Annotated in this window: 26 protein-coding genes; 12 read left to right on the top strand and 14 right to left on the bottom strand. The window is 51.0% G+C overall.

Going from position 1 to position 26,323, the window contains the following annotated elements; translation table 11 throughout:
- Positions 1-92 precede the first annotated feature (92 nt).
- Together rpoE and LLU09_RS08930 are read right to left on the bottom strand one after the other, a co-directional pair.
- Positions 93-635: a DNA-directed RNA polymerase subunit delta gene (gene rpoE / locus LLU09_RS08935; protein ID WP_228311437.1), complete on the bottom strand. Its 543-nt coding sequence runs from the start codon at positions 633-635 to the stop codon at positions 93-95.
- 72 nt (positions 636-707) lie between these two features.
- On the bottom strand, positions 708-1,547 hold the full coding sequence (locus LLU09_RS08930) for a GNAT family N-acetyltransferase (RefSeq protein WP_228311436.1): 840 nt from the start codon (positions 1,545-1,547) through the stop codon (positions 708-710).
- Positions 1,548-1,707: 160 nt separating this feature from the next.
- On the opposite strand from LLU09_RS08930, the gene LLU09_RS08925 reads away from it, so the two are divergent.
- Both LLU09_RS08925 and coaW read left to right on the top strand, forming a co-directional pair.
- Positions 1,708-3,285: a BCCT family transporter gene (locus tag LLU09_RS08925; RefSeq protein ID WP_228311435.1), complete on the top strand. Its 1,578-nt coding sequence runs from the start codon at positions 1,708-1,710 to the stop codon at positions 3,283-3,285.
- 74 nt (positions 3,286-3,359) lie between these two features.
- Complete coding sequence (coaW, locus tag LLU09_RS08920) at positions 3,360-4,157, top strand: type II pantothenate kinase (RefSeq protein ID WP_228311434.1); 798 nt, start codon at positions 3,360-3,362, stop codon at positions 4,155-4,157.
- On the opposite strand, the gene LLU09_RS08915 is transcribed toward coaW, so the two are convergent.
- Positions 4,152-4,784, bottom strand: a complete 633-nt coding sequence (locus LLU09_RS08915) for an ATP-binding cassette domain-containing protein (RefSeq protein WP_370632490.1) — start codon at positions 4,782-4,784, stop codon at positions 4,152-4,154. The genes coaW and LLU09_RS08915 overlap by 6 nt on opposite strands.
- A 157-nt stretch (positions 4,785-4,941) precedes the next feature.
- Here LLU09_RS08915 and LLU09_RS08910 point away from each other — a divergent pair, with 157 nt between their 5' ends.
- Positions 4,942-6,447, top strand: coding sequence for a potassium/proton antiporter (locus tag LLU09_RS08910; RefSeq protein ID WP_228311432.1), 1,506 nt, complete (start codon positions 4,942-4,944; stop codon positions 6,445-6,447).
- A 13-nt stretch (positions 6,448-6,460) separates the two neighbouring features.
- Entirely contained in the window at positions 6,461-7,069 is a 609-nt protein-coding gene (locus tag LLU09_RS08905) for a hypothetical protein (protein ID WP_228311431.1), read from the top strand.
- Between the two features lie 54 nt (positions 7,070-7,123).
- On the opposite strand, the gene LLU09_RS08900 is transcribed toward LLU09_RS08905, so the two are convergent.
- From LLU09_RS08900 to LLU09_RS08890, 3 genes are all read right to left on the bottom strand, one after another.
- Complete coding sequence (locus LLU09_RS08900) at positions 7,124-7,540, bottom strand: OsmC family protein (protein WP_228311430.1); 417 nt, start codon at positions 7,538-7,540, stop codon at positions 7,124-7,126.
- A 68-nt stretch (positions 7,541-7,608) separates the two neighbouring features.
- Positions 7,609-8,829: an Nramp family divalent metal transporter gene (locus tag LLU09_RS08895; protein WP_228311429.1), complete on the bottom strand. Its 1,221-nt coding sequence runs from the start codon at positions 8,827-8,829 to the stop codon at positions 7,609-7,611.
- Positions 8,830-8,882: 53 nt separating this feature from the next.
- The gene (locus tag LLU09_RS08890; RefSeq protein ID WP_228311428.1) at positions 8,883-9,824 is read right to left on the bottom strand and encodes an agmatinase family protein; all 942 of its coding nucleotides are present in this window, start codon (positions 9,822-9,824) and stop codon (positions 8,883-8,885) included.
- Between the two features lie 184 nt (positions 9,825-10,008).
- On the opposite strand from LLU09_RS08890, the gene LLU09_RS08885 reads away from it, so the two are divergent.
- The 3 genes from LLU09_RS08885 to arsC are packed head-to-tail and all read left to right on the top strand — an operon-like array spanning position 10,009 to position 12,095.
- Entirely contained in the window at positions 10,009-10,353 is a 345-nt protein-coding gene (locus tag LLU09_RS08885; protein ID WP_040105976.1) for an ArsR/SmtB family transcription factor, read from the top strand.
- A complete protein-coding gene (locus LLU09_RS08880; RefSeq protein ID WP_040105977.1) occupies positions 10,353-11,657 on the top strand; it encodes an arsenic transporter in 1,305 nt (434 codons plus the stop codon). The genes LLU09_RS08885 and LLU09_RS08880 overlap by 1 nt, the downstream gene beginning before the upstream one ends.
- Before the next feature lie 18 nt (positions 11,658-11,675).
- A complete protein-coding gene (arsC, locus tag LLU09_RS08875) occupies positions 11,676-12,095 on the top strand; it encodes an arsenate reductase (thioredoxin) (protein ID WP_040105978.1) in 420 nt (139 codons plus the stop codon).
- 36 nt (positions 12,096-12,131) lie between these two features.
- Here arsC and LLU09_RS08870 read toward each other — a convergent pair whose 3' ends face one another.
- The 3 genes from LLU09_RS08870 to LLU09_RS08860 are packed head-to-tail and all read right to left on the bottom strand — an operon-like array spanning position 12,132 to position 15,598.
- Positions 12,132-14,114, bottom strand: a complete 1,983-nt coding sequence (locus LLU09_RS08870; RefSeq protein ID WP_228311427.1) for a TRAP transporter permease — start codon at positions 14,112-14,114, stop codon at positions 12,132-12,134.
- A gap of 1 nt (position 14,115) precedes the next feature.
- The gene (locus LLU09_RS08865; protein ID WP_228311426.1) at positions 14,116-14,589 is read right to left on the bottom strand and encodes a DUF1850 domain-containing protein; all 474 of its coding nucleotides are present in this window, start codon (positions 14,587-14,589) and stop codon (positions 14,116-14,118) included.
- Positions 14,579-15,598 (bottom strand): TAXI family TRAP transporter solute-binding subunit, encoded by a 1,020-nt coding sequence (locus LLU09_RS08860; protein WP_228311425.1) that lies wholly within the window; start codon positions 15,596-15,598, stop codon positions 14,579-14,581. Before LLU09_RS08860 ends, LLU09_RS08865 begins: the two co-directional genes overlap by 11 nt.
- Positions 15,599-15,791: 193 nt before the next feature.
- Between LLU09_RS08860 and LLU09_RS08855 the strand changes: the two genes are divergently transcribed.
- From LLU09_RS08855 to LLU09_RS08845, 3 genes are read left to right on the top strand one after another with little or no spacing between them, the layout of a single operon-like run.
- The gene (locus LLU09_RS08855; RefSeq protein WP_228311424.1) at positions 15,792-16,814 is read left to right on the top strand and encodes an NADH:flavin oxidoreductase/NADH oxidase; all 1,023 of its coding nucleotides are present in this window, start codon (positions 15,792-15,794) and stop codon (positions 16,812-16,814) included.
- Between the two features lie 17 nt (positions 16,815-16,831).
- Complete coding sequence (locus LLU09_RS08850; protein WP_228311423.1) at positions 16,832-17,737, top strand: acetamidase/formamidase family protein; 906 nt, start codon at positions 16,832-16,834, stop codon at positions 17,735-17,737.
- A 9-nt stretch (positions 17,738-17,746) separates the two neighbouring features.
- The gene (locus LLU09_RS08845; protein ID WP_228311422.1) at positions 17,747-18,826 is read left to right on the top strand and encodes a glycerate kinase; all 1,080 of its coding nucleotides are present in this window, start codon (positions 17,747-17,749) and stop codon (positions 18,824-18,826) included.
- Between the two features lie 33 nt (positions 18,827-18,859).
- Here the strand turns inward: LLU09_RS08845 and LLU09_RS08840 are convergent, their stop codons facing one another.
- Complete coding sequence (locus tag LLU09_RS08840; RefSeq protein ID WP_370632489.1) at positions 18,860-19,696, bottom strand: aldo/keto reductase; 837 nt, start codon at positions 19,694-19,696, stop codon at positions 18,860-18,862.
- A gap of 186 nt (positions 19,697-19,882) precedes the next feature.
- Here LLU09_RS08840 and LLU09_RS08835 point away from each other — a divergent pair, with 186 nt between their 5' ends.
- Both LLU09_RS08835 and murJ read left to right on the top strand, forming a co-directional pair.
- Complete coding sequence (locus LLU09_RS08835; protein ID WP_228311421.1) at positions 19,883-20,905, top strand: ATP-grasp domain-containing protein; 1,023 nt, start codon at positions 19,883-19,885, stop codon at positions 20,903-20,905.
- Positions 20,906-20,919: 14 nt separating this feature from the next.
- Positions 20,920-22,446: a murein biosynthesis integral membrane protein MurJ gene (gene murJ / locus LLU09_RS08830; protein WP_228311420.1), complete on the top strand. Its 1,527-nt coding sequence runs from the start codon at positions 20,920-20,922 to the stop codon at positions 22,444-22,446.
- 49 nt (positions 22,447-22,495) lie between these two features.
- Here murJ and LLU09_RS08825 read toward each other — a convergent pair whose 3' ends face one another.
- From LLU09_RS08825 to LLU09_RS08810, 4 genes are all read right to left on the bottom strand, one after another.
- Positions 22,496-23,023, bottom strand: coding sequence for a chromate transporter (locus LLU09_RS08825; protein ID WP_228311419.1), 528 nt, complete (start codon positions 23,021-23,023; stop codon positions 22,496-22,498).
- Positions 23,020-23,556 (bottom strand): chromate transporter, encoded by a 537-nt coding sequence (locus LLU09_RS08820; RefSeq protein WP_228311418.1) that lies wholly within the window; start codon positions 23,554-23,556, stop codon positions 23,020-23,022. The genes LLU09_RS08825 and LLU09_RS08820 overlap by 4 nt, the downstream gene beginning before the upstream one ends.
- 9 nt (positions 23,557-23,565) lie before the next feature.
- Positions 23,566-25,155, bottom strand: a complete 1,590-nt coding sequence (locus LLU09_RS08815; RefSeq protein ID WP_228311417.1) for a gamma-glutamyltransferase family protein — start codon at positions 25,153-25,155, stop codon at positions 23,566-23,568.
- Positions 25,156-25,233: 78 nt separating this feature from the next.
- A complete protein-coding gene (locus LLU09_RS08810) occupies positions 25,234-26,262 on the bottom strand; it encodes a Rho termination factor N-terminal domain-containing protein (RefSeq protein WP_228311416.1) in 1,029 nt (342 codons plus the stop codon).
- Positions 26,263-26,323 lie beyond the last annotated feature (61 nt).

The following is a 26,323-nucleotide window of genomic DNA, read 5'->3' as shown; positions in this document are numbered from 1 at the left end:
TGAAAAGGAGCCTTTCTTTACAATCCCTTTTTCAGGGAGCCCAATAAAAATAATATCACTTTTCTAATGAATGTCAACTGGAAGTTGCAGTCCTAGAGATCAGGTTTATCCTCGTAGCTGTCCTCAAGTTCGTCTGTATCGTCATATTCGACGTTTTCCCCGATTGTTTCATCCACGGGGTCGTCGAGGTCATCTTCAGCTTCAACTTCAGCTCCGTTGATTGGGGAATCGAGATTCTCCACGTCGGATTCCACAAGATCCTTATCCTGGTCGAATGCATCACTCACACTGTCATCCTCATCCTCTGCAATCTGCGGCTCCTCATCTTCTACAGCAAGCTCGATCTTATGGATTGTAGGGGCGATCTTGTCGGAAATGTCATCGATGGAATACCAGTCCCTAAGACCCCATACACCATCCCCTGTACTCAGGAACCTGCCATCCGTATTGAGGTCAGTATAGAACTGCAGCACACGGTTTTCGATTTCCTCATCGGAGTACCCACCGATTTCCTTGAACTTATCGATGATGTCATACAGGTTCGCCTCTTTGCCGGCATCCTGCAGATACATATATGACATTTCGATGAAGGAGTTCTCATCCATCATCTCTTTGGAGTATTCGTCCAGTCTCATTTCATTCATCCTTTCCAGTCTGGAATATCAAGGGATATCATACAGCGAAAATCTGTATGAATCAAGCACTAATTAATAGTTTATATACTTCATGAACCTTTTCTTCCCGTCCGCGTCTTCAAGCCTGACAAAGCCGACCCTTTCAAACAGCCGTGTCTTCCGTTCTGCATCATCCGTGTACACCATAAGCTCCCGGACGTCCGGGAGCACACGCCTCAGGAATGTACCAAGCTGCCTCAAGGCGCTGGAGGCGACCCCACGGTTCCGCTCCGGCTCCTCGACATGCAGATGGGAGATATGCAGCACTTCACTATTGAGCACACCCTCAATATGTCCAACCTGCTTTTTCTGGTTGAGCACGATGTCGACTTTGATATCCGGTAACTCCACCGTCTCATCCCGCTTCAATTTGATGTTATGGACATACTTCTGATCAAGGTCCAGATAGTATAGGCGCTCCTTGCCGATCGGCCCGTCTTCCTTGGTGGCGGTGTGTGCAAAGCCGGCCCGCTCATACAAGTTCCAGGCACCCTGATTTTCTGCATCGACCACCAGGTACAGATGGTCGAAATTGGAGAAATGCTCCTGTACGAAAAGCGGCAGGGACATCGCCACCCTGGTGCCATACCCTCTGCCCTGGAACGTTTCATTGATCGAGAGCGAACGGATGTACACCACTTCATGGGGAGTCGCATACCCCTCATGCTGATAATGTTTATGAAGTACGAAAAAGCCGACGATTTCGCCTGTTTCGTTCAACACGACACAAGGTGTACGGTCAGAGTCTTCAATCGCATCATCCAGTACATCCACAGGAAGGCTTGAATATATCTGCTGCTGCTCACTCAACCTGAAAGCGGCGAGACTCGTTCTATCTTCTTCAATAAATGGCCGGATATGTATATCGCTCATTTGCCTGAACCCCTTTTGACATGTATTGTCGTTTTGTTATGATACATACTATACCCTTTCAAGTATAAAATAGTCAGCTCGATATTCAACACCTTTGCAGTGTTTAATATGATAAAGTTGGGGTAGATTAAATTACAATTTAATTCTAGGGGGAAAAGTTTTGGACAACGACAATTTGGATAAGTCATCCAATAACAAAGGGGAAGAAAGGCAGCAGTCCATTCTGGGTCTCGTATTCTGGGTCTCAGCTACTGTCATCGTAATTGCAGCACTCGTTGCAACGATCATCCCTGACCGGTTCCTGATCGCTTCCGAATCGGTGTATGGATGGATTTCGGACTACTTCAGCTGGTTCTTCATGCTTGCTGTATTCGGTTTTGCTGTATTTCTAATTTTTCTTGCACTATCACCTTACGGACGCATCAAGCTCGGTGGCGACCAGTCGAAACCCGAGTTCTCATTCCGCTCATGGATCGGCATGCTGTTTTCTGCCGGCCTTGGTGTAGGTCTCGTATTCTTCGGTGTCGCAGAACCGATGAGCCACTTCATGATATCTCCATTTCCTGGAGGGGAGACGGAGACTGTCGAGGCTGCCCGTATGGCCATGGGATATTCGTTCTTCCACTGGGGCATTTCCCAATGGTCGATATTCGGTGTCGCCGGCCTGGCCATCGGATACAACCAATACCGGAAGAAGAAGGATGGCCTGGTTTCAACATCCCTTGAGCCCCTTCTTGGAGAGAATTATAACCAGAAGGCGAGGAAATCCATCGACATTCTTGCAGTCATCGCTACCGTAACCGGTATGGCGACATCTGTAGGTCTTGGCATCATGCAGATGGACGGCGGTCTCAATATCGCATTCGGTGTGCCTTCCGGTGCACTCACTCAAATCTTACTTACAGCACTGATGACCGGGCTCTTCATACTCTCCACTACAACAGGACTGAAGCGCGGCATCAAATGGCTGAGCAACCTGAACATGCTGCTCGCTGCAGTCATCACCATCTTCGTCATGGCGGTGGGGCCTTTCACCTTCATCATGGAAAGCATCATCGTCGGTCTTGGGGACTACCTTTCAAACTATGTTGGATACTCCCTCCGCATGCAGCCATATACCGGTGAAGTCTGGGTTCAGGAATGGACAGTATTCTACTGGGCATGGGTCATTGCATGGAGCCCATTCATCGGCTCGTTTGTAGCCCGTGTATCCAAAGGACGTTCCATCCGTGAATATGTCCTCGGCATACTGATCATCCCGCCGATGCTCTCCTTCCTATGGATCGGAGCCCTTGGGGGCACGGCAATCTATTCCGACCTCTTCAATGGCACCAACATCGGAGAACTCGTACTTGAGGATAATACAGCTGCCCTGTTTGCGCTGTTCGACCAGCTGCCGATGACGCAGATCTTCTCAGCACTCTCAATCCTGCTCATCTTCACATTCCTGGTCACATCAGCAGACTCGGCAACCTTCATCGTGGCCGGCATGACATCAGGCAACACGGACTCGCCAAGCACCAGACTTAAGATCATCTGGGGTGTACTCCTTGGAACACTTACAGTCACACTCATCATCGCCGGCGGTCTGACGAGCCTGCAGGCAGCATCACTCCTTGCAGGACTGCCTTTCGGTGTCGTCCTCATCGCGATGATCATTTCCGTTTCGAAATCATTGAGGCGTGAACCGAATGATTCCATGAAGCGCCGTCAGCGCAGAGATCGCAGAAAAGCTTAAAATTAAACATTACTAATAAAGAATGTCATTGGTATAATGGAGCCAATGACATTCTTTTTATGTGGAGGCAACTTATGAAAATTGGAATTGATGCAGGCGGTACGCTCATAAAAGTGGCATATTTGGAAAATGGGTCCAGGAAATTCGAAAAATGGCCATCTACGGAAATCGATCAGCTGATTGGGAAACTGAAGAGGGAACATGCAGCAGACCAGATCTTCCTGACAGGCGGCAAGGCGGAATACATGGCCGAGAAGCTGGAAAACACTGTCGGCACCTCGATAGAGTTCGATGCTACATACCGGGGATTGAAGATCCTTATGGAGGAGCAGGGCATCGCCCTCGACCACTTCGTCTATTTGAATGTCGGAACCGGCACAAGTTTCCATCACGCTTCCCCGGACGGCCAGGAGCGCGTCGGAGGTTCAGGCGTCGGCGGCGGCACCCTGATAGGGCTGGCGAAACTGCTGGTCGATATGGATGACTACGAGGAGATCATACGCCTGGCCGAGAAGGGCAACAGGGATGAAATCGACCTCAAAGTGCACCATATCTATGCCGGCAGGCCGACGCCGATTCCGGGAGACCTTACAGCAAGCAATTTCGGCAATGTCCTCTCCGGGAACACCTCAGATATGGGTCCTGAAGATAAGCTTCAGGCGGTCATAGGTCTCGTCGGTGAAACTGTGACTGCAGTCGGCATCAGTCTGGCTGAAGGTTTTGAAACCAATGACATGGTGTTCATCGGCTCCACCCTGCTGGATAACAACGTCATGAAGGACATCATCAACCGCTATGCCGGCTTGAAGGGGGCGAAAGCCCACATCATCCATAACGGTGAGTATTCTGGAGCCCTCGGCGCAATTCTATAGCAGGTTGCGATAGACCAGGGCCACACCTTCCTGCCGTCTGACCGTCAATGGCAGGCCGTAGCATGCGGATAGCATTTCACTCGTCACTGAGGCTGACGGCATGGGGCCTTCTGCCCTGCCGTCCTTTACCAGTGTAATTGTATCTGCATATGTCAGGGCGAGTGAAGCATCATGCATACTCGCAACTATCACTTTGCCCTCCCCCTCCCTGCATATCCAATCCATCATTTCGTGCTGATAGTTCATATCAAGCCCCTGCTCCATCTCATCAAGCATGATTACCGGCTTATCCTCCAGCGCGATCTGTGCACATTGGACCCTTTTGAATTCTCCACCGGAGAGGCTTTCTATCGAATGTCCAAGTAAATATTCCAGAGCAAAATGCATGACAGTTTCATCGAATACCCTTTTTGACACACTTCCGCTGGTCATCGTAAGATATTCATGGACAAGTACCCTGAACCTCGGATTCTCCTGGGGAAGATAGCTGATGATGCCTTCCACCCTCTCCAAAGGCTCTCCCCAGAACTGTATCGACCTTCTATTGAGCATTTCATGACCATATCCGATGATCCCCTTCATCAGGGAGCTCTTCCCGCCCCCGTTCGGACCCAAAATGATGTTCATCCCTTGATGAAATTCTATTCCTTCAACGTGCAGGCCAAACTTTTCATATGAAATTTGCAGGTGTTCAATTTTTAACATAAAAGTACCTCTACTAGCATTTTCTAAATGAGTCACTTATAATTATATACACAAATGTTGAAAGAAAAGGAGGTTTTTGATGGATGTCCACATAGACTATCCCGTTCTATTAATTGCCATCCTTCTGGTCCTGGGTGTCGTAATGACCCGTTTCTCGTCAAGGCTTGGGGTGCCTTCCCTCGTCTTGTTCATCATCATCGGGATACTGCTCAACCAGATCATCTATTATGATGATGTAGAGATGACCCAGCTCATTGGTATGATGGCACTCGTCGTCATATTGTTTGAAGGGGGACTTCAGACGAATATCATGACAATCAGGAAAGTCGCCGCCTCGGCAGTCCTGCTTGCCACCATAGGTGTATTACTTACCAGCTTAATTCTAGGCATATTCGCCTATTTCATACTCGGATTGGACCTGATGACGTCGATGCTGCTGGGGGCAATAGTCGGTTCTACTGATGCTGCAGCCGTATTTGCTGTATTCGGCAGCAAGAATATCAAAGAAAAACTGTCTTCCACCATCGAGGCTGAATCGGGTACCAACGACCCAATGGCCGTATTCCTTACCGTCACCATCATTTCCATCATAGAGATGCCGGGAGATAATAATGTTTTCCTTCTAATTCTTTCCTTCTTCTGGCAGATGGGTGTGGGACTGCTTGCCGGCATAATCATCGGCCGCCTCGCGGTATTCGTCATAAACCGGATCGACCTTGAGGCTTCCGGGCTATACCCGGTCCTCTCCTTAGGTTTTGCGATGCTCGCATTCGGCGTGACGGAAGTGATTGGGGCGAGCGGTCTGCTTGCAGTCTACATCATGGCTGTACTGATGGGCAACCGACCGCTCACCTACAAGCATTCCATCCTCCGCTTCAATGAGGGCTTGGCATGGATGATGCAGATTGTCATGTTCATCATGCTCGGGCTTCTTGCATTTCCGGAGGAACTGCTGAACTATACTTTCCAGGGCATACTCATGGCGCTCATACTCATGTTTATCGCCCGCCCTATTGGTGTATTCCTTACACTGGTCGCGAGCAAGTACGATTTCAAGGAAAAGGTGTTCATTTCATGGGCGGGCCTGCGCGGTTCGGTTCCCATCGTACTTGCGACCTACCCACTTGTCAGTGACATCGACAACGGTTACCTCGTCTTCAATGTCGTCTTCTTCATTGTCCTGTTCTCCGCTCTGCTTCAGGGAAGCACAATCACACCAGTGGCACGCTGGCTCGGATTTGATGAAGGCGAAACGGACTCTCCAGCCTATTCTGTGGAGCTGCTTGCACTCGGCCAGACCCAAAACGATATTTATGGTATTGAACTGCCTTCGCAGTCCGCCCATGAAAATGTCAAGATCAAGGATTTGGATCTGCCGACGGATGTCCTGGTGATCGCCATCATCAGGGATGACGAACTCATCACACCGAATGGTGATACCGCAATGCATTCCGAAGATTTCATATATGTCATGATGCCGCGGAAGCTGCGCGAACGGACAGAAGCCTACTTCAGCAAACAACGGGAAATACCCAAGCCCAAAAAAGGGCGGGTAAAACCTCCTGGTACAAAAGAGGAAAAATAGGAGGTGTCGGACAATGAAACGATTCATCATTCTACTATCCATACCTATGTTCATCACGGCATGCACAAATCCTGGTGATGAACCAGCAGAAAGCGAACCTTCTGAAGAGGAGACCACAGAAGAAGAGACTGAGGAAATCACGGAAGAGGAAACAGAAGAGGAGGCACCTCCAGAGGTCACACCGATTGATGTGACGAGCGACGCCTTCGTCTCCAACTTCTTCTCGGGCAACTACGAATACCGGACGATCTCCGTCCACTCGAGCTATGACTATATGGTCGAAAGGCTCGGAGAGCCTGCCGGTTCCGGCAGCACCGTGGATGGCACCTACTACCATTATGACCATATAGGCTTCAACTTCCCGGAGGCGGTCGGCAGCGTTGAAGACACTGCTGAACTCAGGGTGGATGGCATCATCATTTTCCCGGAGGAATTCTCCAAGCAGGATGCTGTAGAACATTTTGGCTGGCCGAGCAGTGATGAAGTCTCGGACTTCCGCATGTTCTATGACAGCGACGATTCCAATGGCCAGTATGTCATGATGAAATACAATCAGGAAGACCGGATCACCGAAATCATCCTGCAATACAAGGACCTTTCCGACACTGAATTCTACGACTGATGACGCAAAAGGCGGATGCTCAAATGAGCATCCGCCTTTTCATTCCTTGTTTGCCTATTTCAGTTCACCGTTCAGTTCAAGTCTTGTAGTAACCGTGGCATTTAGGGAGTTGATGGCTGAACAATACTTCTTGGCAGACAGGTCGACTGCACGCTGGGCCACCTTTTCAGCCACCTCCCCTTTTATCTTGACGATGATGTCCACGTTGGTGAAGCGCTTCGGTTCCGTTTCCGCACGGTCGCCATCAATTTCAATGTCGATCGATTCCACCTTATCCATGCTGTGGCGCATAATGACATTCAGATCGATGCCCATGCAGCCTGCTACACCATGCAGGACCATTTCCATCGGCCGTGGTCCGCTGTCATTGCCACCGACAGCACTGCTCGCATCCATCGTCACTTCATAGCCTGAGCTGTCTCCTGTAGAACTGTAGGCCATGCCGCCGTTCCATTGTGCTTTAACTATCATTTTCTCATCCTTTCAATCGCGTTTGATTCCATTATAATCGACATATCCATCCACCGGTAAAAATCGGCTTAGAATAACGAAGAAATGGCATCCACCAGGCTGTATATCCCCAGGAATGAAACGACCGCAGTCACCAGCCAGCCGATGATGTTCAGCCACAGCGGGTTGACGTGCTTTTCCATCAGGTTCTTCTTGTTTATGATGATCATGATCAGTATGGCAATGATCGGCAGGATCAGGCCATTCAATGCCTGTGCAAAAAGCAGGACTTCAAGCGGTTCGAATCCGATTGCCGAAGTGATGATTCCAAGGCCGATGACAAGACCGAAGACGGTTTTGTATTTCTTATTATCGAAACCGCCCTTCCAGCGCATGAAGCTGCTGACGGTTACAGCCGCCCCCATCGGGGAGGCGATGGCAGATGAGAAGCCTGCCGAGAAGAGGCCGATGCTGATGAACAATGGCGCAAGGTCTCCCATAAGAGGTTCCAGAGGTGCTGCCAGTTCCACGACACTCGTAACTTCCGTTCCATAGATCAAGGCTCCGGCAGTGATGAGTATGGCGGCAGTAATGATACCTCCGACTGTAATTGTGATGATGGTATCCATACGGGATTCCCTAAGACCGTCCACACTGTCCCATTTCTCACTGACCGTGGATGCATGGATGAAGAAGTTATAGGGCACGACGGTCGTACCGATGAGGGCAATGATCATCAGGATGGAACCATTCGGGATGCCCGGAATGAATGCGCCCTTCAATATCGCCCCCAAATCCGACGCTGATACGATCATGGTTGTGATGAAGGTGATGCTCATGATGACGATCAGGGCAATCATGACCTTTTCAATGATTTTATACCCGCCACTAAGTCCTAAAATCAGAATGAGTATACCTATGATTGGCGCAACAAAATTCTCCGGTATGCCGAACAGATAGGATACACCGAGTGAAGTCCCGAGCAGGTCCCCACTTATGTATGCTGCACAGCCTACAACTACGGCGATCATCACAAGCCATACGGCTGCAAATTTCAGTATGACGTTATTGAACAGATCACGGATATTTTCCCCCAGTCCTTCACCAGTGACTATGCCGATCCTCGCCACCATTTCCTGAAGTACGATTGTAGCAATAATTGCAAACACGACTGCCCAGAGCAATGCAAATCCGAAACCTGCCCCGGCCCTCGTCGCCGTCGTGACCGTTCCCGGTCCGATGAACGAGGCGGTAATGATTGCGCCTGGTCCGATCACTTTCAATTTTTCAATGAATTTGTTTCTTGTCATATTCCCACACCCCAGTTTTAAAAATGGAAGGGAGCATGCTCCCTTCCATTCATTTATTTTGCATGGCCGCCATGCACATGTCCTGCAAGCACGTAGAGTACTGCTGTAGAAACGAAGTGTGCCGAGTTCTGGTTGGCATCCTGCTGTGGATAGACTTCAACGAAGTCCATGCCGCATACGCCCCGCTTGCCGAATTCATAGATCATCGTCACCAGTTCATGCGAGGTGATGCCGTTGCCGTCGACCGGACCACCCGGATTGAATGCAAAATCAAGCACATCACTGCATATCGTCAGATAGACCACGTCGACATCGTTTGCCGCCATGTCATATATTTCGTTGGCATAAGCCTTCAGGTCCCCAGCCTCTTTTATATCATTGATCGTCAGGGTCACAGCACCCGCTTCCTGTGCGTACTTTCCTGTTTCTGGTTTGTTCCTCGGCCCTTTGATGCCTGTGTGGATCAGACTCTCATTCCTGACTCCTTCAGTCTCATAAAGGCGCATGAATGGTGTGCTTCTTGCAAACTCATCCCCCTCATGATGCGGCATGTTGTCATAGTGCGAGTCCAGATGGATGATGCCGACCTTCTTGCCCGTATTCGTCAGAGCTTTGACGATTGGATAGGTGATGCCGTGGTCGCCACCGAGACCGACAAGGAACTTCCCGGATTTCCACAGATTTTCGGCAAATGATTCGATCCTGTCCATTGTTCCCGGTACATCATGCGGAATGACGCTTACATCCCCTACATCGCCAAGGCTCAGGTGGTCTTCAACATTGATATGGTCGAGCTCGGGAAGATACGTACTGTACCTGGCCGAAGACAGTCTGATCTGTTTCGGTCCGAGTTCGGATCCTGTATAGTCCCCCCAAGTGCATGCCCCTTCCCAAGGGACGCCGTACACCAGTACATCCGTGTCATAGTCGTCTGTTTTCGTCAGGTTTTTCGCACCCAGCATTGGGGGTGTATTGCCATAAATATTCGAAACCATTCCTATTCCTCCATTAAAGCTCATATTTTCCCTCCATTATATCAACATAAGCACATAATTGCATTTCAATTATTGAAATATTTACTATATTTGAAAAGTATCGCCGACCCGTTGACCATATAATCAAACTCTTATATAATTCATCGTGTTACATAATAGAATGCTTATAAGATTGAGGTGTATTATGGAAAAGATGAAAATGGACATCGGCGAAGCAGCCGATCTATTCAAAATCATGGGTGACCGTTCAAGACTCTCGATGGTCGCCATGATGAACAGGCGCGAATGCTGTGTCTGCGACTTTACAGAATGCTTCGGGATGAGTCAGCCGGCTGTGAGCCAGCATTTGAAGAAGCTGCGTGCGATGGGATTGATCAAGGAAAGGAAAGAGGGATACTGGACATACCTTTCGCTGAATGAGGAAAGCCCGTTCCACGAGATGATTCCAGAGATCATCGCCGCCATACCGGACATTGATGCGCAAATCTCCTCGATGATCGCAAGGTGCAGCCGGGAGGACTGCTGCTGATGGAAAGTTCAACTGCTGTCATTGCCGTCATCATATTCCTCGTCACTCTGTTCCTGGTCATCCGTCAGCCGAAAGGGCTCGGCATCGGGTGGTCGGCAATCGCCGGCGCACTGGTCGCACTGCTCTTCGGCGTCGTCAGCTTCGGCGATGTCGCCACAGTATGGGGCATCGTATGGAATGCCACTCTGACATTCGTGGCGGTCATCCTCATCTCCCTCGTACTGGATGAAATCGGGTTCTTCGAGTGGTCCGCCCTACATATGGCACGTTTTGCCAAAGGCAATGGATTGAGGCTCTTCGTCTACATCATACTGCTCGGTGCCATCGTCGCGGCACTCTTCGCCAATGATGGTGCCGCCCTCATACTGACACCGATCGTCCTGGCGATGGTCAGGAACCTGAACTTCACGGAGAAGATGATCATGCCGTTCATCATGGCCAGCGGGTTCATCGCGGATACCGCTTCCCTCCCGTTCATCGTCAGCAACCTCGTCAATATCGTATCTGCTGATTTCTTCGGCATCGGATTCATCGAATATGCTTCACGCATGATCGTGCCGAACCTGTTCTCGATACTGGCGAGTATCCTCGTCCTGTATCTGTTCTTCAGGAAGAGCCTGCCGTCGGACTATGACTTGTCTGAACTGAAGACACCGCATGAAGCAATCAGGGACCATCGCATGTTCTCGTGGTCCTGGGTTGTCCTTGCCCTGTTGCTCGTCGGGTATTTCCTCAGCGAGCCGCTCAACATTCCGGTCTCCATCATTGCCGGCATCATCGCCCTGTTCTTCGTGCTTATGGGCAGGAAAAGTGAAGCGGTACCCGTCACACAGGTCATTAAAGGGGCCCCTTGGGATATCGTCTTCTTCTCCCTTGGCATGTATGTCGTCGTCTATGGACTCCAGAACGCAGGCCTCACGAGCCTGCTCGGCCAGTTCATCGGTGCAGCGGCCGATCAGGGGCTGTTCGTCGGAACGATGGTGATGGGCTTCACTGCGGCCATCCTGTCCTCCGTAATGAACAATATGCCGACGGTCATGATCGATGCACTCGCAATCGCCGAATCCGGTGCCCAGGGACTGGTGAAGGAAGGGCTCATCTACGCCAACGTCATCGGTTCGGACCTTGGTCCAAAAATTACACCGATCGGATCGCTGGCCACACTGCTGTGGCTGCATGTACTCAAGAAGAAAGGCATCAATATTTCATGGGGATACTACTTCAAGATCGGCATCATCCTGACCATCCCCGTCCTATTCATCACACTGTGCGGCCTCTATATCTGGCTGCTCATCATTTCATAAACAAAGGAGCGTTCCAATATGTCAAAACCAATCGTCTATTTCCTATGTACCGGCAACTCCTGCAGAAGCCAGATCGCTGAAGGGTTCGGCCACAAATATCTGGATGACCAGTATGAAGTCCATTCCGCAGGCATCGAAGCACACGGCATGAACCCGAAAGCGGTTCAAATCATGAAAGAGGCTGATGTGGACATCACCAGCCAGCAATCCAGTATCATCGATAATGAACTGCTCAACCGTTCCGACTATGTCATCACATTGTGCGGCGATGCCAACGACAACTGCCCGATGACCCCGCCCCACGTAACACGCATGCACTGGGGATTTGAAGATCCGGCACGCGCCACCGGCACGGAAGAGGAAGTCCACGCCGTCTTCGAACGCGTCCGTGACTCAATCGAAGAAAGAATCATCCAATTCAAAAATGAAGGCAAATAAAAAGGAGGCCCATGTGGGCCTCCTTTTTGATGGCTGTTATGCCACCTGCTCGGTCTTTTTCCATTTCACATAGTTCATCGCAAGGATCAGGATTGCGACCCCGACCCCGATGATGTCGGTATATGTTTCAGGTACGATGAGCAGCAGAGCGGTGAGGATCAGCACTGCCCTGAAAATGACATTGATATGCGTCTTAAAGAATCCCTCGAGTCCGGCCGACAGTGCCAGCAGACCGATCAGCGTAGTGGCGACGACAATCGCCACATCCATGAATCCGGCCAGCGGGTACTCTCTGGCATTCGTCATCAATCCTTCTGTATCGACGAGCAGCAGGGCCGGTTCATAGATGAACAGGAAGGGGATGAGGAAACCGGCAATGGAAAGCTTCAATGCCTGGAAGCCCGTCGTCATCGGATTCCCTCCCGACACCCCGGCACCTGCGAATGCAGCAAGCGCCACAGGCGGCGTCACATTGGCGAATATGCCGAAGTAGAATACGAACATGTGCGCGAGCAGTATCGGAATGCCGAATTCCGCCAGGGCTGGTGCCGCCATCGTCGCTGTGATGATATATGCAGGGATGGACGGCAGCCCCATGCCGAGGATCATGGATGCGATCATTGTAAAGAGCAGGGTCAGGAAGAGTGAACCTGCGCCGAGACTTGCAATGGCTGAAGTCATGACAGCACCGAAACTTGTCAGCGAAACGACACCGATGATGATGCCGACCACCGCACAGGCGATCATGACGGACAGTGCCTGCTGGGCACCAACGGCCATCGCTTCAAATATCTCCTTGACCGACATGCGCGTCGTCTTCCTCATTGTTGCGATGACGACTGTCAGCAGGAGTGTATAGATGGCAGCTCTTGGAATCGGGAAGTTCATGTAGAGCATCACGATCAGTCCGATGATTGGAATGAGGAGGTGCCCCCGCTCCAGCATGACCGCCTTGACTTTCGGCAGATCGGCACGTGGAATGCCCTGAAGGTTGCGCTTGCCTGCACGATAGTGTACCTGCATGATGACGGCAAAGTAGTACAGCACGGCTGGAATCAGTGCGGCAAGTGCAATCGTGCCGTAGTTGATGCCGGTTGTCTCCGCCATGATGAAGGCACTCGCCCCCATGATCGGCGGCAGAATCTGACCGCCGACCGAAGCGCTGGCTTCGACGGCACCGGCAAAGTTCTTGTTGTAGCCGACCTTCTTCATCAGCGGGATGGTGAACGCTCCCGTACTGACCACGTTGGCAACTGCCGCGCCATTGATGCTTCCCATGAAGCCACTGGAAACGACGGCCACTTTGGCCGGTCCACCCTTGTTGGCGCCTGCTAAGGCCATCGCCAGGTCATTGAAGAACTGGCCCATGCCGGACTTTTGGAGAAATGCGCCAAAAAGAATGAACAGGAAGATGAAGTTGACGGACGCCCCGATTGCAGTCGAATAGAGCCCCTCCGTCTTCAGATAGAGTTGACCGAAGATGTCCCCGAGGTCAAACGGCCGCGTCATCATCATGTTCGGCATGAAGCCGAGATGGCTGATGAATGGATAGAGCAGGAATACGAGCGCCAGTATCGGCAGGATGATGCCGGTGACGCGCCTTGCCGCCTCCAGTATCAGCACGACGGTAAGTATCGCCATGATGATGTCCACCGTATTCGGTATACCGCCGCGCTCGACCACGATGGCCTGGTATTCGAGGATGATGTACCCTGCCGTCGCCAGGCTCAGTGCAGCAAGAATCCAGTCATAGACCGGCAGTTTACCCCGGTCCTGCTTCTTGAATACAGGATAGAGCATATAGACGAGTGCAAGGCCTACCGCTACGTGTACAGCCCTCTGCTGCAGTGCCGGCATCGGGGTGAATACCATGTAGACATGAAAGAGCGAGTAGAGTACGGAGACGACCGTGACGATCCATACGACCGATTTTTTATCAAATTTCCGCGTTGCGGAATCCTTGTCGTACTTCTCCAGGATCTCCTGTGTATCGGGTGCAGTTTGTGGTTCCTTAGTCATATTAACCTCCTGTTATCCGCTGTAGCAGCGTCGTATTTACAATCTTGATTTCTAGTGCGGTATTCGCTTCATAGAAATCATATAGTGGATACTCCTTCTGGTTCTGGACGATTGTAGTCTTCACATTTTCCGAAACATTGAGGTAGAGTGCATCATATGTATCATTGACTGTGAATTTTACAAACCCTTCCTCAGTGACTTCCGGCTCACTTTCAGATTGATGGGGAACACCTGCACCAAAAGTTTCAAAATATGTGTCCGTCAGCAGAAAAGCATTTTCCTCCACTTCATAGACCTCATACCATTCCGACTTTTCAATGGAGTGGATCCAATGCAACTCAAATGTTTCATCCGGCAGAAACCTGGCATCGTACCCTTCCGCCTCGAGCTTTATCGTCCGTTCCGGAAAAAGGAATAGAAAGAGGAGCACCGCTAGAATGCTCCCCGTCAGTAGTACCTTGATCCTATTGTTCATCGTAGTAGCGCTGGGCTCCCGGATGGATGTCGATGACTGCACGCTCCTGGGCAGTCTCCAGACTGATGTCTTCCGCTGCCTGGTGAGAGTTCGCGAGGCTGTCCAGGTTCTCGAACAGATACTTCGTCAGTTCATAGACATCATCTTCACTCAGGTCCTCCCTGACGACAAGTGCGTTCATGATTGCAGCCGTCGGTACGGCTTCTTCATTGCCATATGTGTCTGCTGGAATTTCAAGGGCCTCGAAGTACTCTGCATCTTCTGAGAGCGTGTCCACCGCGTCCCCTTCAATCGGTACGATCTTCAAATCCACGGAGTTTTCTAGTTCCATCACTGAAGCATTCGGCAGTCCACTTGTCAGGAAAGCCGCATCAATCTGACCACCACGCATCGCTTCCGCGGCTTCTGCGTATCCCAGATAGTCGACTTCCATATCATCATATGTCATATCATGTGCATCAAGAATGGAACGCGTCGCAATTTCAACACCTGAGTTCTGGTCACCGACCGCCACACGCTTGCCTGCAAGATCATCGATGCTTTCGATGCCCGCGCCTTCAGTAGTGATGACTTGTACGAAGTTCGGATAGAGTGCCGCCACCTGCTGCACATTTTCAATCGGTTCGCTGAATGTCTCTTCGCCATTGACAGCCTGGGTGAGTGCATCACTCATCACAAATGCCATCTCGACTTTTTCTTCTCCCAGCAGATTCAGGTTCTCGGCGGAAGCGCCTGTCGTCTGTGTACGGGAATTTACGTCGAATTCACTGCTGTATCCTTCTGCCAGTGTCGTTGCGATGATATTATAGGGACCGGATGATCCGCCCGTCGCAATCGTTACGATGTTCGTCTCAAGACCCGCGGAGCCTTCTCCGGATGATCCACCTTCCGAAGCTTCGCCTTCTTCAGTTGTCTCCGTTTCCCCTTCACCTTCGCTGCCGCCGTCTCCACATGCGGAAAGTATGAGCCCACAGCCCAGGACGACTGCCAGATATTTCTTGAATTCCATTTAACGACCCCTCCTTCTTCATTTAATAAAAGTATACCAGAACCCCCTCTCTATGAAAACGGTTTATTTGCAATCTGCTGAATATACAGGAATTGCTTCCAGATTGTCTATTTTCATCTTTTCCCGGGGCTTTATCTTTGAATTTTCATTTTATTTGCATAACAATGGAACTAATGAGAAAGGGAGGATTCTGATGAAATCATTATTTGAACCGTATGCTCTAAAAGGATTGGAATTGCGCAACAAGATCGTCATGGCACCGATGTGCCAATACAGTGCCGTCGACGGCATTCCAGATGAATGGCATTTCACCCACTACACTTCCCGTGCAGTCGGGGGCACCGGAATGATCATGATGGAGATGACGAATGTCGAAGCGCGTGGGCGCATTACAGACCACTGCCTCGGTATCTGGTCCGACGGCCATGTTCCCCACTACAAGCGCATCGTCGATGCATGCCACCGCCACGGTGCCAAAGTCGGCATCCAGCTGGCCCATGCCGGAAGGAAGGCACGGGACACGGAGACACCGGTATCAAGTTCCCCAATCGCCTTCAATGAGGACTTCAAGACACCGCATGAGCTGTCCACCGAAGAAGTCGATGAAGTCATCGATGCCTTCAGATGGGGGGCTGCACGGGCAGTCGAAGCCGGCTTCGATACGATTGAACTGCATGCAGCGCACGGCTATCTGATCCATCAGTTCCAGTCCCCGCTGACCAACAGGCGGACGGATGAATATGGAGAGGACCTGAGCCTCTTCGGACGCAAGGTCGTTGAAGCTGTAAAGTCGGTCATGCCTGAAGAAATGCCGCTCATCCTGCGGATATCCGCTGTGGAATTTGCAGAAGGCGGTTATGACCTCGAGCATGGCATCTGGCTTTCAAAACAGTATGCCACAGCAGGTGTGGACATGATCGATGTTTCCGCCGGCGGTGAAGGCAAGCCATCGGAAGAACGTTTCCCGGGAATCTATCCAGGTTATCTCGTCCCATACGCAAGAGCTGTAAAGGAGGAAGCAGGCCTGCCGGTCATGGCAGTCGGGCTCCTGGAGGATGTGAATCTGGCGGAACATGTCGTCGCTTCCGAAGAAGCGGATCTCGTTGCCATCGGAAGGGGACTCCTGCGTGATCCCTATTGGGTGCTCAATGCAGCCCGCGAAAGGAATCCTGAGGATGCATCCTTCATTCCTGAACAATACGAACGCGCTTATTAGAATCATGGAGGCTGAAAATGAAACATTCACTGGATAAATCACATTTCTATTATGCAATGTCCAAGGACAATGAAGCAGCGCTTAAAGTAAGCCCCGGCGATACAGTCGAAATAAGGACACATGACTGTTTCCAGGGGCAGATCACCTCTCAAGATACTGTACTCGACACGGTCGACTGGGATCAGATCAACCCTGCCACAGGCCCTATATATATTGAAGGCATCAGACGGGGGGATGTGCTTAAAGTGACGATTGAGGACATTACCCTGGATGACAGGGGGGTCATGCTGACAGGCCCTGGACTCGGGGTCATGGGAGAGCAGATGGAAGGCATGGAAGTAAAAATGTTCGATGTCGATGCTGCAGGCGGCCATATTTCATTCAATGGCCTGAAATTGCCCATGAATCCGATGATCGGTGTCATCGGCGTTGCACCGGAGGGCGATCCCGTCAATAATGGGACACCGGACCGCCATGGCGGCAACATGGACAGCAAGAAGATCACTTCAGGCGCCGACCTCTACCTCCCCGTCTTCCACGACGGTGCACTGTTCGGACTCGGTGACGTCCATGCCAAGATGGGCGATGGTGAAATCAGTGTCAGCGGTCTGGAAATCGGATCGACGGTCACGGTGACTTTGGACAAGGCACAAAACATGACGACCGGACACCCGGTCGTCATCGATGAGGAAGGCATCTACATGATGGTTTCCCATGAAAGCCTGGATGCTGCGGTCGATGAGTCCGTCAGACAGATGATTGCACTGCTCCATCCCCATACCGATCTGAGCCTTTCTGAGCTCACCATGCTGATGAGCCTCGTCGGGGAAACACAGATCAATCAGGTCGTCGATCCACTCAAAACCGCACGATTTTTCGTTCCGAAGTCCGTGCTGGATCATTATAATATCTCTTTCAGTTAGGGTGGGATTATGAAGATAGTTGTGGCACCAGATTCATATAAGGGTACACTCGACCAGTATGAAGTGGCGAAGGTGATGTCACAAAGCCTTGAAGAGCAAGGGCACTCCTGTGTGATGAAACCCATGAGCGACGGCGGGGACGGACTGCTCCAATGCTTCCGGAGCGAAGGCTACAACAGGGTCGTCACCAATGTAACAGGACCGGAAGGCAGGACTGTCGAAGCTGAATATTATATGAAGGAAGGCACCGCAGTCATAGAGACTGCGGAAGCATGCGGCCTCCACCTCATCACTGATTCCCATCCTTCAGACCGGACGACGTTCGGTGTGGGGGAACTGCTCATGCATGCCGCCGATCAGGGGGCGGAACATATCATATTGGGGCTCGGCGGATCAGCGACGAACGACGGCGGATATGGGATGTTCATGGCCCTGGGGGGTGCTGCCATCAATGAAGCAGACCTTCCTATAGGCGTCTTCAATAGGGATATCCCAAAAATTTCGGAACTGAATGTCCAATCACTGCGCAGATTCGAGAAAATCAAATTGACCATCGCTTCTGATGTCACTCATCCCCTTCTAGGCCCGAAAGGGGCAGTCCACACCTTCGGTCCCCAAAAGGGCATAGATGAAGCAGATCTCGACCGCTTTGCAGACATGCTCGTCCACCTTGCAGAAAAGGCAGCCGATGCTTTCCCTGTGGGCCACACTGATAGTCCAGGTGCTGGAGCTGCCGGTGGACTTGGATGGATGCTTCTCAATATCGGTGCCGAGATGCAGAGCGGCGGCGAACTGATTGCTGAAATGATCCACCTTGAAACAGAAATCATGGAGGCGGATGCCGTCGTCACCGGAGAAGGGAAGAGCGACCGGCAGACCCTTGGCGGAAAAGCACCCTCTGTTGTTGCAGACCTTGCTAAGAAGCACCATAAGCCGTGTCATCTTGTATCAGGACAAATCACCGAAGACCTCTCGGATTATTTTGAGGTCACACATGCGCTCGTCGATGCCGACAATGATGTGGATCAGGTCATGTCCGATACGGCCTTTCATTTGAACAGGAAGATGAAGGAGATATTCCCAAAGTAAAACACTGTCCGGTTTATCCGGGCAGTGTTTTCATTATTCAAAGCTGAAGTTGTCGGGGTTCTTCCCCATCCGCTGATTGGAATCGAGACTGTCGATCTTCTTCATGTCTGCATCACTGAGTTCGAAATCGAAAACATCGATATTCTCCTGTATACGTGATGGTGTGACGGATTTTGGTATCGTCGACACCCTGTTCTGGATATCCCATCTCAAAATGATCTGCGCCGGTGTTTTGCCATGTTTCTCTACGAGCGCCTTAATGACGGGCTCCTCGAAGAGGCCGCCGCGCTTCAGGGGCGCCCAAGCTTCCAGCTGGATATCATGCATTTTGCAGAACTCATGCATTTCCTTCTGGGCAAGATGCGGATGGTATTCCAGCTGATTGACCATCGGCTTGACGCGGCATATCGAGAACACCTCTTCAAGGTGCTGCCTGTGGAAGTTGCTCACCCCGATCGCCTTCACCCTGCCGTCCGCATAAAGCTTTTCCATCGCCTTCCATGCTTCCGTATATCTCCCTTCAATCGGCCAATGGATCAGGTAGAGGTCCAGGTAATCCAGCCCAAGGTTATCCATGCTGACGTCAAAGGCTTTCAATGTCTCCTCATAGCCCAAATCGTCATTCCACACCTTCGTCGTTATGAACAGGGATTCCCTTGGCACATCTGAAGCCTTGATCGCTTCGCCTACACCCTTTTCATTACCATAGAAGGATGCCGTGTCGATATGACGGTAGCCTGCATCAATTGCAGCCAGTATGGCATCCTTCACCTGGTCCCCGTCTTCTGCCTTGTAGACACCGAGGCCGATGATGGGCATCTCCACACCGTTTTTCAATGTATAGACATCATCCGCAGTAATTTTCATCATTGCTCAATCCTTTCTTAATCGATCATTCGCTACTGTTACCATCATATTACTTTTCTTCATTACATATCAAACAGCTTACAAATCCTTTTTTCCATTCATAAGAACACGCATATCTGTTAAAATATATGATAAGTTAATATAATCAAATGTAAAAATTATACGAACGTGCACTTAAGGAGATTTTAAATGAGTACAATAAATGTTTTAGTGACCGGCATAGGCGGCCCTATAGCCCAGGGTCTGATCCAGGGTCTGAAGAAAAGGCAGGATGTTACGGTGATCGGTGTCGACCGCCGCACGGTTACAGCCGGCCATCAGTTCTGCGACCGCACCTACCAGGTTCCACGCTATACCAATGTAGAAGCCTACCTGGAAAGGCTGAAGGAAATCATTGAAAAAGAAGGAATCGATGTCATCTTCCCTTCATTGCATGAAGAGGTCAATATATTCCATGAAAACCGCGATGCCCTCAAGCCGCTCATCGCTTTGCCGACCAGCAGCGACTTTGATGTGCTGATGCACAAGGAACATGTATACCAGAAGCTCGAATCGATGGGTCACAGCAAATACATACCAAAGTATCAGGGTTTCAATACGGAAGAAGAATTGAAGGAAATCAATTCCTCGCTATTTGCGGATGACTCCCATTTCGTAGTCAAGACGGTCGACAGCTATGCCTCATTGGGCTTCGCCATCCTGACCAGCAAGGAGAATTATCTTGATGCCCTGAAGAACGGCAAAAAGCATACCATCGACTTCGAAGACTACTGTAGGATCATCGACCCGTCCGAACGCAAGCTGGCGATGGAACTCATCAACGGACAGGAATACAGTGTCGATGTCTATCTTCATAGGGGAAAAGTCGTCGTCGCCGTTCCTCGTGAACGTACAGGCGTCTCCAACAACATCGTCCTCGATGGCATGGTGGTCAACCATGAGGATCTGATCCAGGCCTCCAAGGATATTACTGAAAGCCTCGTGGAGGATGGCTTCATCAACATACAGTTCATGGAAAGCGATACCGGCTACAAGCTCACAGACATCAATCCGCGTTTCTGCGGCAGCCAGGTCATGAGCCTCGGTGCCAACGTCAACTTCCCTTCACTGTTCATCGAATATCTCCACCTCGGGAATGAAGTGCCCGTTGAGCCTGTCTGGAATACACGCATGCTCAGGTTCAGGGACCAGATATTCGTACATGAAGACTGAAATAGTGTGATGATATGAAAAAAGCAGTCATTCTACTGATGGTGCTTACCATCGTCTCCAAAGTATCGGGATTCCTGAGGGACCTGACACTGGCATACTTCTATGGCGCCTCCGAAATCAGTGACGTCTTCCTGCTCGCCATCAGCATCCCGACCATTGTCTTCGGCGTCATTGCCGCAGGCATCTCCACAGGTTATATACCGCTCTATTCACGCATTGAAAACAAGCTTGGGGAACGGGCGGGGATAGAGTACACGAACAACCTGATCAATGTACTGATGGTCTTCACGACCGTCCTCGTTGCGCTTGCCCTGATCTTCACCGAATACCTGGTGAAGATATTCGCCATCGGATTCGAAGGGGAGACGCTTGCACTCGCAGTGATGTTCACCCGATTCAGCATTTTTGGCGTCTACTTTACAATCATCATCCGCATCCTGAGCGCATACCTGAACTATAAGAAGATATTTGCCGTACCTTCGCTGATCGGCATTCCAATGAACCTGGTGCTGATCGCCGCCATCGCCATCAGCAGCAGGACGGAGTGGATCTATGTACTTGCCATGGCAAATGTCATCGCACTGTTCATACAGTTCCTCATCATCGTTATCGTCGCATACAGATATGCCTTCAGGTTCCAGGCTGTATTCCAGCCAAAAGACAGGCACATCAAGGAGATGGCCGCCCTCGCCTTCCCGGTCATACTGGGGTCGAGTGTTTCCCAGATCAACCGGCTGGTGGACCGTTCATTGGCTTCCTGGATATCAGTGGGGGGCATCTCCTCCCTCAACTACGCCAATACGATGAACACCGCCTTTCTCGGCATATTCGTCTCCTCGTTCGTGACGGTCTTCTATCCGGACATCTCCAGAAAAGCCGCGAAAGGCGATATGGACGGCCTGAAGTATACGATGAACCAGACGATCATCGGCGTATTGCTGCTGATCATCCCCGTCACGGCGGGTGCCCTGGCATTCGCCGAACCGATCGTCCGCTTCCTGTTCGGCCGGGGTGCATTTGATGAGACGGCAGTCACACTCACGACTTCCGCCTTCTTCTTCTATTCCATCGGCCTGATCGGAACCGGAGTCAATCTGATTCTGACCCGCGTATTCTATGCCCTGCAGGATACGAAGTCCCCGATGATCAACAGTGCAATCGGCATGGGCATAAATGTCGGCCTGAACTTTGCGCTCGCCCCACTGCTCGGCATCGGGGGGCTCGCCCTGGCCACAAGCATTTCAGCCCTGATTACCGTCGTCCTGCTCACACAGGGGCTCCGCAGGAAGCTCGGGCGCCTGAACCTGACGATGCTGGTCCCTTCGGTTATGAAGATCATTATGGCAGCAGGCGGCTCAACGCTCATCGGCCTGGTGCTGTATAATGCATTTGAAGCATCACTCGGACTGAATATCAGCCTGATCCTTGCGGTGGCTGTGACGGTTCTGCTGTATTTCTCTGCAGTATATCTATTGAAGATAGAAGGCGCTGACATATTCATCAAAGGCATCATGAGAAGATTCAGAAGAAAAAGGAATTAGGATCCCCTTGGATCCCAATTCCTTTTTTCTATGCCAATATTCAATTCACCTACAGGAGCAATGCACCATAGACCAGCCCGAAAATGATGACCAGTGCAGGGTGGACCTTGAACTTCGTCAGCATCAGGAAGCTCGCCACAATCAATATGATGGTATGCAGACTGCCTGAATCCGTGAAGGCGTTGCTGAAGAAGTCGTATGCGATGATGCCGAGCAGAATCGCGATGACCGGACGAATCAGCGTCGTCAGCGTTTCGAACTTCTTCGTCCCCTTCAACCTGTAGAGCAGTCCTGCAAGAAAGACCATGAGCATCAGTGACGGCATCACCGTCGCAGTGACCGCCACCACCGAACCGAGGACGCCACCAACTTCAAAACCGATGAAGCCGGCCATCTTCGTCGCTATCGGCCCCGGCAGTGCATTGCCCAGTGCAAGCACTTCCGCAAACTCCTGGGAATCCATCCATTCATAGTTCTGCACCACTTCCTGCTCCACCAGCGGAATTGAAGCCGGTCCCCCGCCGTAACCCAGAATCCCTGGGATGAAGAAGGCGAGGAATATCTGCAGATAGATCATATGCGTCCCTCCTTCCTGAAGAGACTGAATACTACGATGACGAGGATAATGATGGCCGGGTGGATTTCAAGCACCACCAGCAGGAGGAAGGCGATGAGCGTGAACAGTATGATGAACTGCCATGTCGTCCGTGCCTTTGCCTTGGCGAGGAATTCATAGGTGAGTATCGCCAGCATGACGCCGACCACCGGCATGACACCATCGCTCATCCCCTGGACCCATCCGAGATCCTTGAATTCGGTGAAGAGCTTCAGCAGGATGATCATCAGTATGATGGTCGGCAGGATCGTTGCGAACACTGCATTGGCAAGGCCCAGCCACCCTTTCTGGAGATATCCGATATAGCCGCCGAGCTTCGTCGCTATTGGTCCCGGCAGTACGTTACCGATTGCGAGTGCGTCCTGGAACGCTTCATCCGTCATCCACTTGTGCGTATCGACGACTTCCTTATGTACAAGGGGGATGGAGGACGGTCCCCCGCCATACCCGAGCATGCCTACTTTGAAAAATACCCAAAAAATTTTAAAATGCATCGTCTTCTCCTAGTATATGGATATTGAGCCATCTGTCCGGGATTCGGTGCCGCCGATCAGGGCACCATCCTCCCCACGTATGATGACCTGCCCCCGTCCGAAACTGTTCGGTTCGAGGTTCACGCTGATCTTGTGTCCGCGCCTGGCAAGTGCGCGGGCGATATCCGGATCAAACCGGTCCTCGACCTCGACATCCATGCCGGACTTGAACTGCCACCTAGGCGCATCGAGTGCACTCTGCGGGTTCATATCGTAGTCGATCAGGTTCATCGCCACCTGCAGATGCCCCTGCGGCTGCATGAAGGCACCCATCACGCCGAACGGTCCGACGGGTTGCCCACCTTTCGTAATGAAGCCCGGAATGATTGTATGGAAGGGCTTCTTTCCGCCTTCGACAAAATTGGCGTGATTCTCGTCCATCGAGAAATTGTGCCCCCTATTATGGAGGGCGAATCCCGTTTCCGGAATGACGACACCGGAACCGAAGCCCATGTAGTTGCTCTGGATGTAGGAGACCATGTTCCCTTCTTTATCCGCTGTCGCCAGGTAGACGGTGCCGCCCTCGGGCAGGTCCCCATGATGCCTCAATTCTGCTTCTTCCTTGATCTCATCGCGGCGCGCCTTCAAATATGCTGCGTCAAGCAGTTGGGAGACGCCCACCTTCATATGTTCGGGGTCGGCAACGTATGTCGTCGTGTCAGCGAACGCCTGCTTGATGGCCTCAATCTGATGATGGTATGTACGCGCATCAAGGGCACCGAACGTATCATCCTTCAACATGCCAAGCGCCATCAGTGCAGTGATCCCCTGACCGTTTGGTGGAATCTCGTGGATTTCATACCCCTTATAGCCGATGCTGACCGGCTCCACGTAATCCACTTCGAAACCTTCGAGGTCCTCATGGGAGAGAAGTCCGCCCGTTTCATTGCTGTAGCGGATGATCCTGTCTGCAAGCGCGCCTTCATACACACTTTTCCCGTCAGTTTCTGCAATGTCCCGAAGCGTTTCTGCATGATGCGGCAATGTCTTTATCTCACCAGCTGAAACTGTGCCGAAGACATCGAGCCATGGTTTGATCTCCTCGAAGTCCTCGGCCTCCCTGCTGTAGTTGTCATAGGCCGCCTGCCAATATTTCGCTGTGACCGGTGTTATCGCAAATCCTTCACTTGCTGCACGGATGGCTGGCGCCAGCACTTCCTTCAGTGTCAGGTTACCGAAGTCATTGATGAGTGTCGCCCATGCCTTCGGCACACCTGGCACATTCACCGGCAGCCAGCCGAATTTCGGCATTTCGCTGAAGCCCCTTTTCCGGATTTCTTCCATGCTCAATTTCCCCGGTGAACGTCCACTTGCATTCATCCCGTGCAGCCTGCCGTTCATCCAGGCTATCATGAAGGCATCTCCTCCAATACCGTTGCTCGTCGGTTCTACGACCGTCAGGGTGGCCGCAGTTGCGATGGCTGCGTCCATGGCATTTCCGCCCTGCTTCATCACTTCGATTCCTGCTTCCGTGGCCAGCGGATGTGTCGTTGTGACCATGCCGTTTTTGGCGTATGTACTGAAGCGCCGGTTCATATATGGATAACTGTAATGGTTCATTTCTGATCCCCTTTTTTGAAATTTCAATCTTCTCAAGATATAAACAAGTCCTGCTCTATTCACAGGACTTGTTCTTATTCATCTGCCGCAGCATTTTTTATATTTCTTGCCGCTTCCGCATGGACATGGATCGTTCCTGCCGACCTTGACCTCTTTGACGACGGTCTGCGTCTTCAGTTCCGACTCCTTGTGCCCCCGGTATTTGAAGTGCCGTGTATTTTCCACGATGCCGGCGATCATATCGAAAAAGCCGCGCTGCGTTTCCACATTGCTGAATTCCACATTCAATGTCATCAGATACTGGACGATTTCATCACGTTTCGATCCCTGCATGATGAGCTGGAGCAGTGAGATGTAGATGCTGTGGTGCTTCCCTGCAGGCACATCCACGTTCGCCTTCACCCATTCCTTCAGCTGTCTGTGATGCTTCGATTCATCAATGTAGTTCGGATCGCTGAATTTGATGAACTTGGCGAATTCAGGTTCGTAGTACGGCCTGTCCCCCTGCAGTTTACGCACCATCTCATATTGCGCATAGTTCATGTCGTCGATGACGATCTGCTGCTTGTCCTGGTCGATGGAGATGTCGTACGGTGATTTTTCGAGGAATTTTACGATATCCTCTCCCGACATGTCCATACTGTAGTATTTCCTGAAGAGGTGGATGAGCTGATCGAAGCTGACGATGCCGTACAGGTGCAGTGCCGCACGGATGAGGTTGAGCTTCCGCTGGATTTCAAGGCGCGCTTCACGGTTCTCTTCGCTGTCCACTTCACCGAAAAGACCGGGTACGCCTTCTACGATGAAGAAATTGTCCTCCCGCTCAGGGTCCTCGAATGCATAGCCCATGATATAAAGCCCGAAGATGTCTTCCAGCCTGTAGTAATCCTGGGGATGATCCGCAGATTCCTTCCATGTCTTGAATGAACGGTCATCAATGTACTTGTAGGCATACGTGGCCGTCTCCGAAGTATGCTGCTGTTCTATGATCGCATCGATCAATTCATCCTTCTTGTACTTGGAAAAGCCCTTGACTGATATTGTACGCGCCAACCGCTTCAGATCATTCATATTATAATTCTTCAAATAGGTTTTTGCATTTTCCATCTTAGAAAACTCCTCGCTCTGATTCTTCACCCCATTTTACCATATCACCCCCATGATTGAT

The sequence above is a fragment of the Salinicoccus sp. RF5 genome (assembly GCF_020786625.1).
GTDB lineage: Bacteria > Bacillota > Bacilli > Staphylococcales > Salinicoccaceae > Salinicoccus.
Note: the sequence above shows the minus strand (reverse complement) of the source record. Positions and strands in the feature narration are given on the sequence as shown.

Coding starts and splice junctions, on each gene's coding strand:
- rpoE (WP_228311437.1), bottom strand. CDS start 635: ATGAGACTGGACGAATACTCCAAAGAGATGATGGATGAGAACTCCTTC.
- LLU09_RS08930 (WP_228311436.1), bottom strand. CDS start 1,547: ATGAGCGATATACATATCCGGCCATTTATTGAAGAAGATAGAACGAGT.
- coaW (WP_228311434.1), top strand. CDS start 3,360: ATGAAAATTGGAATTGATGCAGGCGGTACGCTCATAAAAGTGGCATAT.
- LLU09_RS08915 (WP_370632490.1), bottom strand. CDS start 4,784: ATGAACATCATTTTGGGTCCGAACGGGGGCGGGAAGAGCTCCCTGATG.
- LLU09_RS08910 (WP_228311432.1), top strand. CDS start 4,942: ATGGATGTCCACATAGACTATCCCGTTCTATTAATTGCCATCCTTCTG.
- LLU09_RS08905 (WP_228311431.1), top strand. CDS start 6,461: ATGAAACGATTCATCATTCTACTATCCATACCTATGTTCATCACGGCA.
- LLU09_RS08900 (WP_228311430.1), bottom strand. CDS start 7,540: ATGATAGTTAAAGCACAATGGAACGGCGGCATGGCCTACAGTTCTACA.
- LLU09_RS08895 (WP_228311429.1), bottom strand. CDS start 8,829: ATGACAAGAAACAAATTCATTGAAAAATTGAAAGTGATCGGACCAGGC.
- LLU09_RS08890 (WP_228311428.1), bottom strand. CDS start 9,824: ATGGTTTCGAATATTTATGGCAATACACCCCCAATGCTGGGTGCGAAA.
- LLU09_RS08885 (WP_040105976.1), top strand. CDS start 10,009: ATGGAAAAGATGAAAATGGACATCGGCGAAGCAGCCGATCTATTCAAA.
- LLU09_RS08880 (WP_040105977.1), top strand. CDS start 10,353: ATGGAAAGTTCAACTGCTGTCATTGCCGTCATCATATTCCTCGTCACT.
- arsC (WP_040105978.1), top strand. CDS start 11,676: ATGTCAAAACCAATCGTCTATTTCCTATGTACCGGCAACTCCTGCAGA.
- LLU09_RS08870 (WP_228311427.1), bottom strand. CDS start 14,114: ATGACTAAGGAACCACAAACTGCACCCGATACACAGGAGATCCTGGAG.
- LLU09_RS08865 (WP_228311426.1), bottom strand. CDS start 14,589: ATGAACAATAGGATCAAGGTACTACTGACGGGGAGCATTCTAGCGGTG.
- LLU09_RS08860 (WP_228311425.1), bottom strand. CDS start 15,598: ATGGAATTCAAGAAATATCTGGCAGTCGTCCTGGGCTGTGGGCTCATA.
- LLU09_RS08855 (WP_228311424.1), top strand. CDS start 15,792: ATGAAATCATTATTTGAACCGTATGCTCTAAAAGGATTGGAATTGCGC.
- LLU09_RS08850 (WP_228311423.1), top strand. CDS start 16,832: ATGAAACATTCACTGGATAAATCACATTTCTATTATGCAATGTCCAAG.
- LLU09_RS08845 (WP_228311422.1), top strand. CDS start 17,747: ATGAAGATAGTTGTGGCACCAGATTCATATAAGGGTACACTCGACCAG.
- LLU09_RS08840 (WP_370632489.1), bottom strand. CDS start 19,696: ATGATGAAAATTACTGCGGATGATGTCTATACATTGAAAAACGGTGTG.
- LLU09_RS08835 (WP_228311421.1), top strand. CDS start 19,883: ATGAGTACAATAAATGTTTTAGTGACCGGCATAGGCGGCCCTATAGCC.
- murJ (WP_228311420.1), top strand. CDS start 20,920: ATGAAAAAAGCAGTCATTCTACTGATGGTGCTTACCATCGTCTCCAAA.
- LLU09_RS08825 (WP_228311419.1), bottom strand. CDS start 23,023: ATGATCTATCTGCAGATATTCCTCGCCTTCTTCATCCCAGGGATTCTG.
- LLU09_RS08820 (WP_228311418.1), bottom strand. CDS start 23,556: ATGCATTTTAAAATTTTTTGGGTATTTTTCAAAGTAGGCATGCTCGGG.
- LLU09_RS08815 (WP_228311417.1), bottom strand. CDS start 25,155: ATGAACCATTACAGTTATCCATATATGAACCGGCGCTTCAGTACATAC.
- LLU09_RS08810 (WP_228311416.1), bottom strand. CDS start 26,262: ATGGAAAATGCAAAAACCTATTTGAAGAATTATAATATGAATGATCTG.